The 17,003-nt window shown below is 65.2% G+C and carries 16 protein-coding genes; 8 read left to right on the top strand and 8 right to left on the bottom strand.

Annotated features, from left to right (window positions below):
* Nucleotides 1-70: 70 nt before the first annotated feature.
* Entirely contained in the window at nucleotides 71-1,987 is a 1,917-nt protein-coding gene (locus C8D03_RS14215) for a propionyl-CoA synthetase (RefSeq protein WP_108047033.1), read from the bottom strand.
* A 195-nt stretch (nucleotides 1,988-2,182) separates the two neighbouring features.
* Between C8D03_RS14215 and C8D03_RS14210 the strand changes: the two genes are divergently transcribed.
* Nucleotides 2,183-2,947, top strand: coding sequence for a sulfite exporter TauE/SafE family protein (locus C8D03_RS14210; RefSeq protein WP_108047031.1), 765 nt, complete (start codon nucleotides 2,183-2,185; stop codon nucleotides 2,945-2,947).
* Between the two features lie 92 nt (nucleotides 2,948-3,039).
* Entirely contained in the window at nucleotides 3,040-4,668 is a 1,629-nt protein-coding gene (locus tag C8D03_RS14205) for an acyl-CoA synthetase (protein ID WP_181300972.1), read from the top strand.
* Nucleotides 4,669-4,686: 18 nt separating this feature from the next.
* On the opposite strand, the gene C8D03_RS14200 is transcribed toward C8D03_RS14205, so the two are convergent.
* The 7 genes from C8D03_RS14200 to C8D03_RS14170 all read right to left on the bottom strand — a co-directional run bounded on the left by C8D03_RS14200 (nucleotide 4,687) and on the right by C8D03_RS14170 (nucleotide 11,951).
* The gene (locus C8D03_RS14200; RefSeq protein ID WP_108047029.1) at nucleotides 4,687-5,733 is read right to left on the bottom strand and encodes an HlyD family secretion protein; all 1,047 of its coding nucleotides are present in this window, start codon (nucleotides 5,731-5,733) and stop codon (nucleotides 4,687-4,689) included.
* A 4-nt stretch (nucleotides 5,734-5,737) separates the two neighbouring features.
* A complete protein-coding gene (locus C8D03_RS14195) occupies nucleotides 5,738-7,021 on the bottom strand; it encodes a glycosyltransferase family 2 protein (protein WP_181300970.1) in 1,284 nt (427 codons plus the stop codon).
* An 11-nt stretch (nucleotides 7,022-7,032) separates the two neighbouring features.
* On the bottom strand, nucleotides 7,033-8,334 hold the full coding sequence (locus tag C8D03_RS14190; RefSeq protein ID WP_146170175.1) for a TackOD1 domain-containing metal-binding protein: 1,302 nt from the start codon (nucleotides 8,332-8,334) through the stop codon (nucleotides 7,033-7,035).
* Nucleotides 8,335-9,035: 701 nt separating this feature from the next.
* Nucleotides 9,036-9,503 (bottom strand): YidB family protein, encoded by a 468-nt coding sequence (locus C8D03_RS14185; RefSeq protein ID WP_108051645.1) that lies wholly within the window; start codon nucleotides 9,501-9,503, stop codon nucleotides 9,036-9,038.
* 34 nt (nucleotides 9,504-9,537) lie between these two features.
* Nucleotides 9,538-9,798: a GlsB/YeaQ/YmgE family stress response membrane protein gene (locus tag C8D03_RS14180; RefSeq protein ID WP_108047023.1), complete on the bottom strand. Its 261-nt coding sequence runs from the start codon at nucleotides 9,796-9,798 to the stop codon at nucleotides 9,538-9,540.
* A gap of 129 nt (nucleotides 9,799-9,927) precedes the next feature.
* The gene (locus C8D03_RS14175; protein ID WP_108047020.1) at nucleotides 9,928-11,589 is read right to left on the bottom strand and encodes an OpgD/OpgG family glucan biosynthesis protein; all 1,662 of its coding nucleotides are present in this window, start codon (nucleotides 11,587-11,589) and stop codon (nucleotides 9,928-9,930) included.
* 173 nt (nucleotides 11,590-11,762) lie between these two features.
* Nucleotides 11,763-11,951: a YdcH family protein gene (locus C8D03_RS14170; RefSeq protein WP_108047018.1), complete on the bottom strand. Its 189-nt coding sequence runs from the start codon at nucleotides 11,949-11,951 to the stop codon at nucleotides 11,763-11,765.
* A 227-nt stretch (nucleotides 11,952-12,178) separates the two neighbouring features.
* On the opposite strand from C8D03_RS14170, the gene C8D03_RS14165 reads away from it, so the two are divergent.
* From C8D03_RS14165 to C8D03_RS14140, 6 genes are all read left to right on the top strand, one after another.
* Nucleotides 12,179-12,397: a YdcH family protein gene (locus C8D03_RS14165; protein ID WP_108047016.1), complete on the top strand. Its 219-nt coding sequence runs from the start codon at nucleotides 12,179-12,181 to the stop codon at nucleotides 12,395-12,397.
* A gap of 195 nt (nucleotides 12,398-12,592) precedes the next feature.
* On the top strand, nucleotides 12,593-12,880 hold the full coding sequence (locus C8D03_RS14160; RefSeq protein ID WP_108047014.1) for an aa3-type cytochrome c oxidase subunit IV: 288 nt from the start codon (nucleotides 12,593-12,595) through the stop codon (nucleotides 12,878-12,880).
* Between the two features lie 53 nt (nucleotides 12,881-12,933).
* Complete coding sequence (locus C8D03_RS14155; RefSeq protein WP_108047012.1) at nucleotides 12,934-14,130, top strand: Re/Si-specific NAD(P)(+) transhydrogenase subunit alpha; 1,197 nt, start codon at nucleotides 12,934-12,936, stop codon at nucleotides 14,128-14,130.
* The gene (locus C8D03_RS14150; protein ID WP_108047010.1) at nucleotides 14,123-14,554 is read left to right on the top strand and encodes an NAD(P) transhydrogenase subunit alpha part 2; all 432 of its coding nucleotides are present in this window, start codon (nucleotides 14,123-14,125) and stop codon (nucleotides 14,552-14,554) included. Before C8D03_RS14155 ends, C8D03_RS14150 begins: the two co-directional genes overlap by 8 nt.
* 6 nt (nucleotides 14,555-14,560) lie before the next feature.
* Complete coding sequence (locus C8D03_RS14145; RefSeq protein ID WP_108047008.1) at nucleotides 14,561-15,967, top strand: NAD(P)(+) transhydrogenase (Re/Si-specific) subunit beta; 1,407 nt, start codon at nucleotides 14,561-14,563, stop codon at nucleotides 15,965-15,967.
* 81 nt (nucleotides 15,968-16,048) lie between these two features.
* Nucleotides 16,049-16,900, top strand: coding sequence for an alpha/beta hydrolase (locus tag C8D03_RS14140; protein WP_108047006.1), 852 nt, complete (start codon nucleotides 16,049-16,051; stop codon nucleotides 16,898-16,900).
* The last annotated feature ends 103 nt before the right edge of the window (nucleotides 16,901-17,003 follow it).

Below are 17,003 nucleotides of genomic sequence, written 5' to 3'. Positions count from 1 at the left end.
GCTCGGCCCGCGCATCTCCTGCAAGAGATTCTCGGGTCTGCGCTTCGCTCCACCCGAGAATGAAGATTGCCTAGCCCAGCCCCTTCGCCTTCACGGCCACGCCGATCTCCTCCAGCACGGCCGGGTCCTCGATCGTCGCCGGCATGGCGTAGTCCTCGCCATCGGCGATCTTCTTCATCGTCGCCCGCAGGATCTTGCCGGAGCGCGTCTTCGGCAGCCGCCCGACCGTCAGCGCCAGCCTGAAGGCCGCGACGGGACCGATTTTCTCGCGCACCAGCGCCACCAGTTCGCGCTCGATCGCATCCGGGCTCTGGCTGATGCCGGATTTCAGCACCACGAAGCCGCAGGGCTGCTCGCCCTTGACCGCGTCCCTGATCCCGACCACGGCGCATTCCGCGACAGCCGGATGCGAGGCCAGCACCTCCTCCATGCCGCCCGTCGAGAGCCGGTGCCCGGCGACGTTGATGATGTCGTCGGTGCGGCCCATGATGAAGACATAGCCGTCCGCGTCGATGAAGCCGGCATCCGAGGTATTATAGTAGCCCGGAAAGGCCGCGAGATAGGATTCGACGAAGCGGTCCTCGGCCTGCCAGAGCGTCGGCAGCGCGCAGGGCGGCAAGGGCAGCTTGAGCACGATCGCGCCCATCGTCCCGGCCGGCACCATTCGGCCGCCCTCGTCGACGCAGTGCACCTCGTAGCCCGGCATCGGCACGGTCGGCGAGCCCGGCTTCACCGGCAGCAGTTCCAGCCCCATCGGATTGCCGACGATGCAGGAGCCGGTCTCGGTCTGCCACCAATGGTCGATGACCGGAACCTTGAGGATGTCCTGCGCCCAGACCAGCGTGTCGGGGTCGGCCCGCTCGCCGGCCAGGAACAGCGCGCGGAAATGCGACAGGTTGTAGTCCGCGAGCAGCTTCGCCTGCGGGTCTTCCTTGCGGATGGCGCGGAACGCTGTTGGCGCGGTGAAGAGCACGACCGCCTTGTGCTCGGCGATCAGCCGCCAAAATGCGCCGGCATCGGGCGTGCCCACCGGCTTGCCCTCATAGAGCACCGAGGTCGCGCCCTGCAGCAGCGGCGCATAGACGATGTAGCTGTGGCCGACGACCCAGCCGACATCGGAAGCCGTGATCATCACTTCGCCCGGCTTCACGCCGTAGAGATTGTCCATCGTCCATTTCAGCGCGACCATATGGCCGCCATTGTCGCGCACCACGCCCTTGGGTCGGCCGGTCGTGCCGGAGGTGTAGAGGATGTAGAGCGGATCGGTGGCAGCGACCTCGACGCAGTCCGCCCGGCGTCCATTCGCCTTCGCGGCGGCCACGAGCATGCGCCAGTTCTTGTCGCGCACCGCATGCATCGAAGCCTCGACCTGCGGGCGCTGCAGGATCAGGCAGGCATCCGGCTTGTGCGCGGAGAGCGAGATCGCCTCGTCCAGCAGCGGCTTGTATTCCACGATCCGGCTCGGCTCGATGCCGCAGGTCGCGCTCAGGATCACCTTGGGCGTCGCATCCTCGATGCGCGTCGCCAGTTCCTTAGCCGCGAAACCGCCGAACACCACCGAATGCACGGCCCCGATGCGCGCACAGGCGAGCATCGCGAAGGCGGCCTCCGGGATCATCGGCATGTAGATGACGACGCGGTCGCCCTTGGCGACGCCGAGATCCTGCAGCACGGCGGCGAGCGCGGCGACCTCGTCCAGCATCTGCGCGTAGCTGTAGACCGCCCTGGTGCCCGTGACCGGACTGTCATGGATCAGGGCCGGTTGCTCGCCGCGGCCGCCCTGCACATGCCGGTCGAGCGCATTGAAGCAGGTGTTGCAGGTCGCGTCCGGAAACCAGCGCCCATAGGCGCCCTGCCCGGCGTCGAAGACCTGCTGCGGCGGCCTGATCCAGTCGATCGCCTTCGCCGCCTCGCCCCAGAAGCGCTCCGGGTCGGCCTGCCAGCGCGCATAGGTCGAGGCGTAGCCATTTGCATGCGAGGCATTCATCGGCGGCGTTCCTCTTCGGCTGTTTCTGGCCTACACCCCGCTCCGGAACCGGCAGCGGCGGAGGCTCATTTTGCGCGGGATCGTGCTCATTCGACCCCGCAGGCGCAAGCGCCCGGCCGTCAGACTTTCGCCCAGCAGGAGGCCTTCCAGCGGGCCCCCGCGTCGTCATGACGCGGGCGCGAAGCGTCTCCGGAGATGACTTTCGACCTGACCTTCTTCGCCGTGATGGTGCCGGCCGTCATCCTGATGGGGCTCGCCAAGGGCGGCTTCTCCGGCCTCGGCCTGCTTTCATTGCCGCTGATGGCGCTCCTCGTCCCGCCGATCCAGGCGGCGGCGATCATGCTGCCGCTGCTGATCTCGCAGGATGTCGTCACGGTGTGGTCCTATCGCCGCGAGTTCAGCCGGCGAAACCTCGCGACGCTGCTGCCCGGCGCCACGCTCGGCGTCCTCGCCGGCTATCTGCTCGCCGCGCGGGTCTCGGATGCCGCCGTCGGTTTCGCGGTCGGGCTGATCTCGATGGGCTTCGCCCTGCGCCGCATGCTGGCCAGGGGCAAGACGTCTGGCCCCGTCGCACAGCCGCGCTACGGCGCCGGCACCTTCTGGGGCGCGTTGTCAGGCTTCACCAGCATGATCGCCCATGCCGGCGGGCCACCCTTCCAGATCTACGTCATGCCGCAGCGCTTGGCCCCGGGCGTCTTCGTCGGCACGGGTGCGATCTTCTTCGCGCTGATCAACCTGATCAAGCTCGGCCCCTATATCGCGCTCGGCCAGTTCTCGGCCCAGAATCTCACGGCGTCGCTGGCCCTGTTCCCCGTCGCCATCGCGTCCACCATCGCCGGGGTCTGGCTGGTTCGCCGCGTCCCGGCCGAACGGTTTTACACAATCATCTACTGGCTCCTGCTCGCCGTCGGCCTCAAGCTCATCGTCGACGGCGTGAGAGGGCTGCACCTGCCGGTGTGATACAGCCTTGCCCTTGCGCGCCATCGGACAAAGGGATGGATTACGGTCAAGGCCCGCAGAGGCTAAGCCTGCCGCGCAAGGGGGAGAGCCGCATGACGATTTCAGCCTACGATACCGATCTCGACCGCAACCCTGCGAACCACCAGCCGCTGACGCCCCTGCCCTTCCTCGAACGCGCCGCCGCCGTCTTCCCCGGCCGGACCGCGATCATCCATGGGCCGCTGCGCCGCAGCTATGCCGAGTTCTATGCGCGGTCGCGCCGGCTTGCCTCCGCGCTCGCCCGCCACGGCATCGGCAAGAACGATACGGTCGCCGCCATGCTGCCCAACACGCCGGCCATGCTCGAATGCCATTACGGGGTGCCGATGGCCGGCGCCGTCATCAATACGCTGAACACCCGTCTGGATGCGGCGATCATCGCCTTCTCGCTCGACCATGGCGAGGCGAAGGTCGTGATCACCGACCGCGAATTCTCGAAGACGATCAAAGAAGCGCTGACGCTCTGCAAGGCGAAGCCGCTCGTCATCGACTATGACGACCCGATCTATGACGGAGAGGGCGAGCGGCTCGGCACCGTCGAATACGAGGATTTCATCGCCGGCGGCGATCCGGACTTCGACTGGCACATGCCCGCAAACGAGTGGGATGCGATCGCGCTGAACTACACGTCGGGCACGACCGGAGACCCCAAGGGCGTTGTCTACCACCATCGCGGCGCCAACCTGCTCGCGACCTCGAACATCATCACCGGCAACATGGCCAAGCATCCGGTCTATCTCTGGACGCTGCCGATGTTCCACTGCAATGGCTGGTGCTTTCCCTGGTCGATCTCGCTCGTCGCCGGCACCCATGTCTGCCTGCGCCAGGTCCGGGCGAAGGCAATGTACGACGCGCTCGCCGACCATGGCGTGACGCATCTCTGCGGTGCGCCGATCGTGATGTCCGCCCTGCTCAACGCTCCCGAGGAGGAGCGTCGCGCCTTCCCGCAGACGGTCGCCTTCTTCACCGCCGCCGCCCCGCCGCCCGAGGCCGTTCTCGCCGGCATGAAGCAGGCCGGCTTCGAGGTGACGCATCTCTACGGGCTGACCGAGGTCTATGGCCCCGCGGTGGTCAATGACTGGAACAGCGACTGGAACGCCCTTCCCGCTCCCGAGCAGGCGGCGCTGAAGGCCCGCCAGGGCGTGCGCTATCCGGCCCTCGAAGGGCTGGACGTGCTCGACCCCGACACGATGCGGCCCGTCCCGCGCGACGGCGCCACGCTCGGCGAGGTGATGATGCGCGGCAATGTCGTGATGAAGGGCTATCTCAAGAACGCAAAATCGACCGAAGCCGCCTTCGCCGGGGGCTGGTTCCACACCGGCGATCTCGGCGTGCGCTATCCCGACGGCTATATCCAGCTCAAGGATCGCTCCAAGGACATCATCATCTCGGGCGGCGAGAACATCTCCTCGATCGAGGTCGAGGACGCGCTCTACAAGCATCCCGCCATCCAGGCTGCGGCCGTGGTGGCGAAGCCGGACGAAAAATGGGGTGAAACGCCCTGCGCCTTCATCGAGCTCAAGCCCGGCAAGGAGGCGACCGAGGCCGAGATCATCGCCTGGTGCAGGGAACACCTCGCCGCCTTCAAATGCCCGCGCACGATCGTCTTCACCGAGGTTCCCAAGACCTCGACGGGCAAGATCCAGAAGTTCCGCCTGCGCGAGATGGCAAGGGCGCTGTGAGAGCGCGAACCGCGACGATCAGTTTTCTCCCGAGCGGTCCATTTTCAACCCGCGCGGCCACCACGACTGGCTGCTGACCGAGATTTTCGACGACATCGGGAAGATCGCCTCGCTGTCGAGTGCGATCTTGGCGACCTGACCGCGCGAGGGCGGCCGAAAGGCACGCTGGAACTCGGCCGGCAAAGGCACGGTGAGCGGCTGGATTTCGGCGATCCTGCCCGATGTCTGCTTGAAGCCGTCTGCGATCGTGACGCGATCGCCGGTCTTCGCCTCGTAGAGCGAACCCGTCTCCAGATAGACCAGCGCGAATTTCCGGCCGACATAGAGCTGCATCAGATTGTCGCCGGGCCGAAGCACGTCGCCCTGCACGGTGGTCTTCGGTCCGACCGTGCCGTCGGCGGGCGCCTCGATCACCCCGTTATTGTAACTCTGCCGCAATTGCTGGAGTGCCGTGCGCGCCTCCGCCAGCGACAGATCGAGTTGCGCGAGCTGCTCGATGGCGCCGCGACGCTCCGCCTCGCGCGACACCTTCTCCTGCATCGCGAAATAGCGATCCTTCTGGACATTGGCAGCGAAGGCATCGGACACGAAACCCGCCGAGGCCCGCGACGTATTGACCTTGCGAAGCTGGACTTCGGTTTCCTTCAGCCGTTCGTCGGCAGTCTTGAGGACGGCGTTGGCGACCTCGAGCTTGATCGCCAGTTCCGCTTGCCTGGCCGTCGTCTCGGCCGCCTTGGAGGTCAGCGTCGCCATCGCCTCGACCATCTGCGGTGAGCTGACATGGGCCAGGACATCGCCCTGCCGCACGATCTGCCCGGGCTGCACCGCCATCTTCGTGACCTGGACGGAATAGGGCGAAGCGATGATCACATGCTCCGACAGGACGAGCCCTTCCGCCTTGAGCCACAACAGATGGCCGAAGAAGAGATTGCCGAGATAGCCGAAGACTGCGAGCAGGGCGGCGATGTAGATATAGCGCCCGTAGTTCCGGCGTGATTTCTGGTTCGCGCGGACATCGTTCAGGAACCTGTCGGCGCGGGTGCGGTCTCGCAGTTGGGTAATCATGCGATCATCTGATCCGATGGGCCTGATGCGAGACCCGCAGCGGCGAATACGAGTCCCGCGTCGAGGCGCGGTGAATCCATTCTTCGTAATAGGCGTAAAGGCGCACGCACCGCATGAAGACGCCGTTGTAGAGCCCGAATGTCAGGAGGTACGGCGCAATACTGAACACCATCCGCGAATCGTAGCGACCGCAAATCGACAGCGCCATCAGGAAGGAGATCGCATCGAGCAGCAGGTAGACCAGCGCAACGGCTGCGAGGATGTCGATCGCCCCACTGCCGAAGACCAGGAACAGCCACGCGACATAGATCGGAAACACGATCGTCACGAGCACGTTCAACACCAGCCACTCGATCTGCTCGAACGTTTCCAGCAGCCGGAACGTGCGACGGCCCGGACTCAGCGCGTTGCGGAACTTGCGCATGCGGGTGCGGATCGTGTCCCGGTCCCAGCGGCGGCGCTGCCGGATGATCGCGGCGAAGGTCGCCGGCGTATCGGTGAAGCACCATGAATCAGCGGCAAAACTGATCTTCCAGCCGCTGCGCCGCAGCCTCAGCGTCAGGTCGAAATCTTCGCCCGGGCCGGGGTCGAGCATGCCGACCTGCGCCAGCGCCTCGCGCCGGAAAGCGCCGAAGGCACCCGACGCGCAGACGACGAGGTCCAGCATGTCGAGCGCGCGCTTTCCCATCCCGATCGAGACCACGTACTCGATCGCCTGGTACGCCGTCACCACCGACTGATCGAAGTTTCGCACGCCAAGCGCTCCCGTCGTGGCGCCGACCCGTGGATCGGTGAAAGGCTCGATCAGCTTCTCGATGGCATTGCAGTCATAGGAACAGTCCGCGTCGAGATTGACGATGATGTCCCCCTTCGCGAGCGTGAAACCGAGATTGCAGGATGCCGCCTTGCCGCTGCGGACCTGGTTCGACAGCGCGATGTCGATCCGCCCAAGCTGGCGATATCGGTTGATGATCTCCCGCATGCCATCGGTCGAGCCGTCATCGATGAAGATGATCTCGTCGATCCTGCGGGTCTGCTCGCCGAGCGACCGGATGCATTTCTCGATCGCGTCGGCCTCGTTATGGCCTGCGATCACGATGCTGATCGTCAGCCTGTCCAGAGCCCGCTTCTCGTGGCCGGTCGGCGCCCGCTTCCTGCCGAAACTGGAGATGAAGATCGCGATCCCCGACAATGTGTAACGCGGAATCTCCAGCAGGATCATGAACCAGAACATCGCGAGCCAGCCGGCCCCGTCGAATTGGCCGAGGATGACGAACGGGGTGTCCATTTCGGCCATCGTCAGGCGGCCAGCTCTCGAAGGCCCCGTACCGGGTATTCGGCGACGAAGCTGTAGTCGAGGCCGGGGTCGATCTTCAAAACCGACGCGGCGCGGCGCGTGATCTGGTCCATGACGCGCCTTGCGTCCGCTTCATCGCTTCTCGGTAGCAGGACGAGGAAACCGTCGCGTTCCTCACGGAAATCATCGACCTCGCGCAGCACGCCGCGCAGGACATCGCTCATCAGCAGCATGCTCTGCTCCCAGAGCCGAATGTTCTGCGCCTCGATCTCTGTCCGCTTGGCGAAGACGATGCGGAAAAGCTGGCAGGGCGAGCCGAATTCGCGCGCCTCCCGCCGGGCATACTCCAACAGAATCTGAAACCTGTCCGCCGCGGGTTCCTGCGAGGCCGAGGCGGTATCCGTCTCGCTCAAGACCCTGTGTGTTCCCGCCGCCGTGATGTTGTAGACGAACCACGTCCGGGCAGGCACCTGATCGGGCGCCGAATGCGCGCCGCAGTCGATGCATTTGAAGCCGACATTGGGCTTGTCGTTGATCGCCCCGCAATCGCCGCAGCGCGTGATCGAGCCCGGCTTGTCGTAGTCGAGCCCAATATGCCGCAACGTCCGCGCGCATTTCGGACACTCGAAGCCTCCACCGCTCCGGAAATGCGATTCCGGAGCTTCATGCGCGCATTGGAAGTGATGGACGACCAGTTCCTCGCGAATGTTTGCCGAGGCGCAGGAATGACATTCCTCGCGCACCGACAGATGTCCCGAGCGGCACTGTGGACAGCAATGGATGCGGTCGAAGAAGCTCCGGATCAGATGCCCTCTTTCGAAAAGGGCGGTCGCCACTTCCGATACGTTCGCAAGCGCGCCGGCGACAGGGTAGCGCACGAGATCGCGGCTTGCGGAATCGTAGACCGGATTCAGTCCTTCGTTGCGCGAATAGATCCGCGCCAGCAGGATGTCCTCGGGCTGTGTCGAATAGCGTATCGACGGCGGCAATTCCAGCAGCCGTGCCTGTATCTCCAGGGCCCGCGCCCAGGCGGGCCCTTCGCCCAGCCCGGCCAGGTCGATGCATTGGCGCTCGTCCGGCAGGAAGCTGACGATCGGAACGAGGGGATCCTTGATCTTGTCGAGAAGAATCCTGAGCGCGTGGTCAGGTACGATGGCTGTCAGGACGACCGCGTCGAGGGCATCGCCGGACCCGTATGGGCTCCACCCCGGCGGGACGTCATAGCCATCGGGAAGTCTTGGATAGGCGAGAAAATGTCGCTGCTCCGGCATCGGTGCCAGCGCGATTCCGGTCAATCCCAACATTACAGTACTCCATAGACAGCACGAAGCACCACCACACGGAAATCGCTGACACTATTTAAAACGAACGCACACAATTAAAGTACGTTATATATAAAATATATCCACTAATAGATTTATACATAAATCTGGAAGCAGACAAATAAATCAAACCCAATAATTCACCACAAACATCTCCGTTTAATTGCCGAAGCTGTATCAAAACGCGGGAATTCAATCCGCCTGGAACAAAATAGTTTAGAATTATTATAAAATCTAAAATATCCGCGCGAAATAAACGGAACCAACTCAAGATTGAACACATTGAATGACGCACTGGAAAGAGTGCGGATCAACAGATCCTCGCACATCGCAATTATATTGCGATGCACAAAAACAGAGAATCCACGGAGACCGAAATGGCAACTGCCTATCGCCTCTCAAAAACAATTAACACGATGCAAACGTAGCGTCGGCCTTCGTTGAACACAATAGTAATCTTACCGAACTCTTGACAACCCCGAACGCCTTTGCACCGCAGAACGCGACAAGGCCAATGCCTTTTGGCGTTAGGCAGTTTCCCTTACGTAAATGAAAAGCCGGACCAGATTGGCCCGGCTTCGAGATCGCGTTGGGTCAGACACGGTTGCCGCACATGTTCCGCTTGCGGAAAATGGCGCACGGCCTCTGACCGCGCGCCATCCGGTTGGTTCCGCCTCCCGGGCTCAGGCGCGCCGGAACGTGCCGTCGGGCGTCGAGCTGTCGACCGCTTGCGGCAGCACGTTCGAGAGGCGAGCCAGCAACTCCTCGCGCGAGAGGCCGGTCTCCCGCGTGATCGCCGCGATGATCTCGGGCCCGAGCGCCCGTTCGAGATCAGGCGGAGCGACCTCCTCGTTGGGACCCTGGCGGACCCATGAATCAGCCTTCTCGCCCTGACCGGATTGCTTGAACCGATCGACGAGTTCGCCCAGCCCGCCACCCAGCAGGCCGCCCAGACCACCGAGGATGCCGCCTTCGCCCTGCCCGGGCGGAGCCGAGCCAGAAGGATTCGGCACCGTGTTGGCGCTGCCCTCCTGCGGTGTCGCGCCGCGCAGCCATTCGCCGATCTTGTCACGGTTCTGATAGCCCGCGACGGCGAGCACGCCGAGCAGGGCCGTCAGCGATGGAAATCCGGAACTTGAATTGTCGGCCATCGACATCACTCCCAAAGGGTTAAAGGGAAACGGATCAGACAGCGGTTCTGCGGTTGCTCAGCATCGCCCAGACCAGCAGAACGATGACCGCGCCGACCACCGCACCGATCAGCCCGGCGCCCTCCCCGGGGCCATACCAGCCGAGCGACTGGCCGAGATATGTCGCGACGAACGCCCCCACGATTCCCAGGATCGTGGTCAGGATGAAACCGGCCGGCTCATTCGAGCCGGGGGTGATGAATTTGGCGATGATGCCTGCCACGAAACCGATGATGATCGTCCAGATGATACCCACGGATCCCTCCCTTGTCGTTGCGTCCGTGCCGTTCAACCGCGATCGCGGCCTCAAAGTTCCGCTCATGGCAACAACGGCCGCGCCCGGTCCCGGCACCTGCCATACGTCAGCACCCTGCTGGGAGCGGACTCAGTTGTCGACAGCCTTGGCAGGTGCCACCGCAGGAGCGGCCGGCACCGACCAGGTGCTCGTCCAGGTTTCCGACAGCGGCCGACCTCGCGATCGAAGATAGATCCGCAGCTCTGCCGCCTGCCCGTCAGGGAGCGTCACGTCGACGATGGCGCGGAAGCCCTTGGCGGCAGGATTGGCATCGAGGATCGTCGCGGCCACCGTACCGGCCGTCGTCGAGGCGGCGATCTCCACACGGCTCGGGTCGGACAGGTAATAGGCGAGATCGCCACCGCCGAAATCGACGATGAAGCGCTTCTTGCCGAAGCCGTCGGCATGGACGTCCTCGATATCCGAGCCGTTGAAGCTGTGCCGGGTCTGGGCATAGGGGTGGAGATCGCCCGTCGTCGACAGGGCCGAGATGCGGTAGCTGAACGCGGCGGGCTTCCCGATGGGAAGCGGCTCCCGCGGTGTCCAGCAGGCAACGATGTTGTCGAAAGCCTCGTTGACGGTCGGAATCTCGATCAGATCGACGCGCCCCTCGCCCCATTCCCCTTGCGGCTCGACCCAGTAGCCCGGCCGCGCGTGATAATGGGCTTCGAGGTCCTGGTAGTTACCGAAGTCGCGGTCGCGCTGCATCAGGCCGAAGCCGCGCGGGTTCCGGTCGCCGAAGCTGGAAATCCGCAATGCCTTGGGGTTGCGCAGCGGACGCCAGATCCATTCGCCGGCGCCGGTCTGCATCATCAACCCGTCGGAATCGTGGATCTCGGGCCGAAAATCGGTGCGCTGGGCAAGATCGCCCTCGCCGGCCTGGAACATCGAGGTCAGCGGCGCGATGCCGAGCCGCGCAATGCTTTTGCGCGGGACGATCGTCGCGGTGACATCGACATGGGTCTCCTGGCCCGGCCTGACGACATAACGGTAGGCGCCCGCGACCGAAGGCGAGTCGAGCAGCGCGTAGATCACCAACTCGGCCGTGTCCCGCGACGGCTCCTCAACCCACAGCGCCCGCATGAAGGGGAACTCCTCGGGCTGCTCGCCGCCGACATCCAGCGCAAGCGAGCGTGCCGACAGCCCGTAGCGATGGCCGCGCCCGATCAACCGAAAATAGCTCGCGCCAAGGAAGGAGATGACCTCGTCTTGCACTGTCGGGTCGTTGAGGTTGGTCGTGACGGCAAAGCCCGCGAAGCCGAGCGAGGGCGACAGCCCCTTGGTCACGGGCACCTTGCCGTATTCGAACAGCCCCGTGGTGAAGGGAATCGGGATCGCGGTGCCGTCGCTGACGATATGGATCTGGACCGGCTTGTTGTGGAGGAAGCCGAGATGGAAGGGCAGCAGCCGGAAATCCGATTCGCCCTCGCGCCAGAACGCCTTGTCGCGGCGAAAGCGGATCTCGCGATAGCTGTCATAGCTCAGCTTCGTCAGCTCGGCCGGAATCGCGGCACCGTCGGCATCGAACGGGCGTTCGCCGAGCTGGCGCGCCTGGCGCACGACATCCTCATAGCCGAAGCCATTCTGCCGCGCTCCGGCCGCCGGAGCGGACTGGGCCGCCGCCGGGCGCAGGCCGATGGCGCAGGAGGACAGCAGCAGCGCCAGCGTGTCGCGGCGCGAATGCCTCGCCTGTCCCGATACCGCGCTCGCCTCGGCAACTCGTCCCGCATGCCCGTCGATAAGGGATCGCATCGTCTCTCCTCTGCCTGTGCACGCCCAACAAGGGCGCACGGCAGAAGTTCCGCTGCAGTCGGGCAGGAGGCGTCGCCACGTCGCAGGTATGAAAAAAACCGGCCCCGCAAGGGGCCGGCCAATCTCGCATCAGACGATGGTTTCAAACCGGGCCGCATCCGCCCGGCTGCCGCTCAATGCAGCGTTCGGTCCGGCATGGTCTGCCGTACGCGCTCGATCTCCTCCTTCAGCAGCAGCTTCTTCCGCTTCATCTCGACCACGGTGAGACCGTCGGACGAGGGGCGGGCCACGGCCTGGGCGATGGCTTCCTCGAGCTGGCGATGCTTGCGTTCGAGTTCGACGAGATGGGTCTGCAGCGACATCTGGATCCTCCTGATGAGCGGTTGACAGAGGCAGTCTGACATAGAGCCGGCTTCACGTCTGCGGGGCAATCTCGCACCGCATCATGAGATTCTGTGATCGTCACCGGCTGCTTTCCGTGGCGGCACGAATGTGACGCGTCACGCACCCACCGTGCGTCGCCGCACTTGCGGCGCGCCCGGCGTCTCAGCATAGTCGCGCCCAATCGCGGCGATGATGAGATGGCTTCATGGGATTCGAGCTGAGCCCTGACGAGGTCGAGGCCTTCACCACGGAGCTGGCTCGCCTGCGCGAGGAGCACCGCGACCTCGACAGCGCGATCGACGCGCTCGAGCGCGTCGGCGCGATCAACCAGATCCAGGTGCAGCGGCTGAAGAAGCGCAAGCTTTATCTCAAGGACCGCATCTCCCAGATCGAGGACGCGCTGACGCCGGACATCATCGCCTGAAAAGCACCACGCGTTTCGCGAATGGAGAAGAATTTTCTCCATCTAAATCGATTTACATGGCCCCATCGGCGCTGTAGAGCCGCGACCGTCGCATCTCTCGCATCTCCTTGCGGAAGGGCTGTCCCGCCGCTCCGTTGCCGACCTCCCGCAGGTGCGCTACAGGGCATGCGAAGTGTTTTTTCTTGGGATCAGACCATGGCCAGCCACGGACACCACGCCGAAGACATCCCGCAGATGGACTATCGCGAGCATGAGCGCACCTATCAGGGCTTCGTGCATTTCGCCGAGGTCGGCACCGTCGCCTGTCTCGCCATCGTCGCGGCGCTCGCCGTCGGCGGCACCAAGCATGCCTGGGGCATCGCGATCATCGGTACGCTGCTGACGCTGGTCGGCACGGGCGTTGGCATCGCCTCGAAGTCCATCGGCTGGCGCGCCCCGGCCGTTCCTTTCGCGCTGCTGATGCTCGCGCTGATCCTGCTCTAGGACGTCCTGTCCCGGGGTTCCCCGCCACCACGCCGGAAAGGCCTTTTCCTGCCATGCGCATCGCCGTGCCAGCCGAAACGCAGGGAGCGGAAACCCGCGTCGCCGTGACGCCGGAGACCGTCCGCAAGTTCATCGGTCTCGGGGCCGAAATCGCCGTCGAGACAGGCGCGGGCCTCGCCTCCGGCATCAGCGATGCCGATTATCAGGCCGCCGGCGCGACCGTCGCCGCGTCGGCAGCGGACGCGCTCGCCGGTGCGGCCATCGTCCTGAAGGTGCGCCGCCCGGCGAAAGCCGAGATCGCCGGCCTGCCCGCGGGCGCGCTGGTCGTCGGCATCATGGACCCCTATGGCAACGAGCCCGAGCTCGCGGCGCTGGCAAAGGCCAAGGTCGCGGCCTTCGCGATGGAATTCATGCCGCGCATCACCCGCGCGCAGGTGATGGACGTGCTCTCGTCGCAGGCGAATCTCGCAGGCTACCGCGCCGTGATCGACGGCGCCGGCGAATATGGCCGCGCCCTGCCGATGATGATGACGGCGGCGGGCACGGTGCCGGCCGCGCGCATCTTCATCATGGGTGTCGGCGTAGCCGGCCTGCAGGCCATCGCGACCGCGCGCCGCAACGGCGCGATCGTGACCGCGACCGACGTCCGCCCCGCCACCAAGGAACAGGTCGAATCGCTCGGCGCGAAGTTCCTGGCCGTCGAGGACGAGGAGTTCAAGCAGGCGCAGACGGCCGGCGGCTACGCCAAGGAAATGTCCAAGGAATACCAGGCCAAGCAGGCCGAGCTGACGGCGAGCCACATCGCCAAGCAGGACATCGTCATCACGACGGCGCTGATTCCCGGTCGCCCCGCCCCGAAGCTGATCTCGGCCGCCATGGTCGAGAGCATGAAGGCGGGTTCGGTCATCGTCGACCTCGCGGTCGAGCGCGGTGGCAACTGCGAACTCGCCAAGCCGGGCGAGGTTGTCACCACGCCTAACGGCGTCAAGATCGTCGGGCATCTGAACGTGCCGGGCCGGCTGGCCGCGACCTCGTCGCAGCTCTACGCTAAGAACCTCTTCGCCTTCGTCGAGACGCTGATCGACAAGACCGCGAAGGCCGTCGCGGTGAACTGGGACGACGAGCTCGTCAAGGCGACCGCCCTGACCAGGGACGGCGCCGTGATCCATCCGAATTTCGCGGCCAAGCCGGAAGCAAAGCCGGAACCCGCGCCTGCGCCTGTCGTCGAGGGGAGCGTCACCAATGGCTAATCCGACACCTGAACAGGCCCTCGAACAGGCGCGCTCCGCCGCCGCGCTGGCAAAGCAGGCAGCCGAACTCGCCGAGCGCTATGCCGAGCAGGCGGCCCATGCCGCCGGCGCCGCGGTCGGCGTCGACCCGACGGTGTTCCGCCTCGCCATCTTCGTACTCGCCGTCTTCGTCGGCTACTATGTCGTCTGGTCGGTGACGCCGGCCCTGCACACGCCGCTGATGTCGGTCACCAACGCGATTTCCTCGGTCATCGTCGTCGGCGCGCTGCTGGCGGTCGGGGTCGATGCGGCTCCCGCGCTCGGCGACGGCCCGGTCTGGGCCAAGATCTTCGGTTTCCTGGCTCTGATCCTTGCCTCGGTCAACATCTTCGGCGGCTTCCTCGTCACCGAGCGGATGCTGTCGATGTACAAGAAGAAGGGCTGAGCGCCGATGGCCGCGAACCTCTCCGCCCTGCTCTACGTCGTCTCCGGCGTCCTCTTCATCATGGCCCTGCGCGGCCTGTCGCATCCGACGACGTCGCGACAGGGCAATCTCTACGGCATGGTCGGCATGGGCATCGCCATTGCCACCACCATCGTCTTCTTCCCGCCGGCCAGCTTCTCGGGCTGGCTCCTGGTCGTGGCCGGCATCGCCATCGGCGGTGGCATCGGCGCCTTCATGGCCAAGCGCGTGCAGATGACGCAGATGCCGCAGCTCGTCGCCTTCTTCCACTCGCTGGTAGGCCTGGCGGCGGTTCTGGTGGCGGCAGCCGCGCTCTATGCGCCGAGCGCCTTCGGCATCGGCAATGTCGGCCAGATCAAGGGCGCGAGCCTGTTCGAGATGGGCCTCGGCGTCGCCATCGGTGCGATCACCTTCACCGGCTCGATCATCGCCTTCCTGAAGCTCGACGGGCGCATGAGCGGCAAGCCGATCATGCTGCCGCAGCGCCACGGCATCAATATCGGCCTCGGCATCGCGCTGGTCGTGCTGCTGCTGATCTTCCTGAAGACCGAGAGCCATGTCGTCTTCTGGCTGATCGTGCTGGTCTCGTTCACGCTGGGCGTGCTGCTGATCATCCCGATCGGCGGCGCCGACATGCCCGTCGTCGTCTCGATGCTCAACTCCTATTCGGGTTGGGCCGCGGCCGGCATCGGCTTCACCCTCGGCAACATGGCGCTGATCATCACCGGCGCGCTCGTCGGTTCGTCCGGCGCGATCCTGTCCTACATCATGTGCAAGGCGATGAACCGGAGCTTCATCTCCGTCATCCTCGGCGGCTTCGGCGGCGACGACGCCGCGGCTGGCCCCGGCGGCGCGGTCGAGGCGCGCCCGGTCAAGCAGGGCTCGGCCGACGATGCCGCCTACATCATGAAGAACGCCGCCAAGGTCATCATCGTGCCGGGCTACGGCATGGCGGTGGCGCAGGCGCAGCACACGCTGCGCGAGATGGCCGACCTGCTCAAGAAGGAAGGCGTCGAGGTCAAATACGCCATCCATCCGGTCGCAGGCCGCATGCCCGGCCACATGAACGTGCTGCTGGCGGAAGCCAACGTGCCCTATGACGAGGTCTTCGAGCTCGAGGACATCAACTCGGAGTTCGGCCAGGCCGACGTCGCCTTCGTCATCGGCGCCAACGATGTCACCAACCCGGCCGCCAAGACCGACAAATCCTCGCCGATCTATGGCATGCCGATTCTCGACGTCGAGAAGGCCAAGACCGTGCTCTTCATCAAGCGCGGCATGGCGGCGGGCTATGCCGGCGTCGAGAACGAGCTGTTCTTCCGGCCCAACACGATGATGCTGTTTGGCGACGCCAAGAAGGTCACCGACGACATCGTCAAGGCGATGGCGCACTGAGGCGACGCATCGCGTCATGAGAACGCTGCAAAGGGCCGGCTTCATGCCGGCCCTTTTGCTTTTTCCCACGATGACGCTGCGATGATCCTGCGTTTCCTGAAGCACGGCCTCCTCATTGCCGTGAGCGTCTATATCGGCCTGCTCGCCGTGCTCTATGTCAGGCAGCGGGACCTGGTCTTTCCGCGCGATCCCGCGCGCGCACCGATCGCCTCGGCCGGGCTCGCGGGCGCGGAGGAGGTCACTCTGACCGCGGCCGATGGCGAGCGGCTGGTGGCCTGGGTGGTTCCGCCCCGCGCGGGCAAACCCGTGCTGCTGTATTTTCACGGCAATGCCGGCAATCTCGGCCGGCCCGGCCGCCTTGGACGCTTCCGGGCCCTGACCGAGGACGGCACCGGCCTCTTCGCGGTCAGCTATCGCGGCTATGGCGGCTCGACCGGCAGCCCCTCCGAGGACGGCCTGCATCTCGACGCCCGGGCGCTGTATGGCGCCGCGGCCGAGCGCTTCGGCGCCTCCCAGCTCATCGGCTATGGCGAATCGCTCGGCACCGGCGTCGTGCTGAAGCTGGCGGCCGAGGCGCCGCTGGCGGCCATCGTGCTGGAGGCCCCCTACCTCTCGACCACATCGGTGGCACAGGCAATCTACCCCTATGTGCCGGTCCTCCTGCTCATGCTGGACCAGTTCCGGTCCCAAGCCGTGATCGACCGCGTCCGCGTGCCGCTGCTGGTGCTGCATGGCGCGCGCGACAGCGTCATCCCCTTCGCGCAGGGCGAGGCGCTCTACGGCCTCGCAAACCCGCCCAAGCGCTTCCTGCGCTTCCCGCAGGGCCGTCATGACGATCTGCCGGCCCATGGTGCCCTGCAGGAGGTCCGGCGCTTCCTCGCCGACGTTGCGGCCGGCAATGTCAGGGGAGCGGAGAGCCGGACGGTGGAGTAGCGCGCCGGCTCGCGCCGTCATTCTTCCGCGTTAATTTTTCGCGGGGAGCCCCCGAGGCCGGCCGGCGGCCGGCCCGATGCGCGAATCGCTTGCCGGAGATGCC

Origin of the sequence: Bosea sp. 124, from assembly GCF_003046175.1 — a bacterium.
Taxonomy (GTDB): Bacteria; Pseudomonadota; Alphaproteobacteria; order Rhizobiales; family Beijerinckiaceae; genus Allobosea.
Note: the sequence above shows the minus strand (reverse complement) of the source record. Positions and strands in the feature narration are given on the sequence as shown.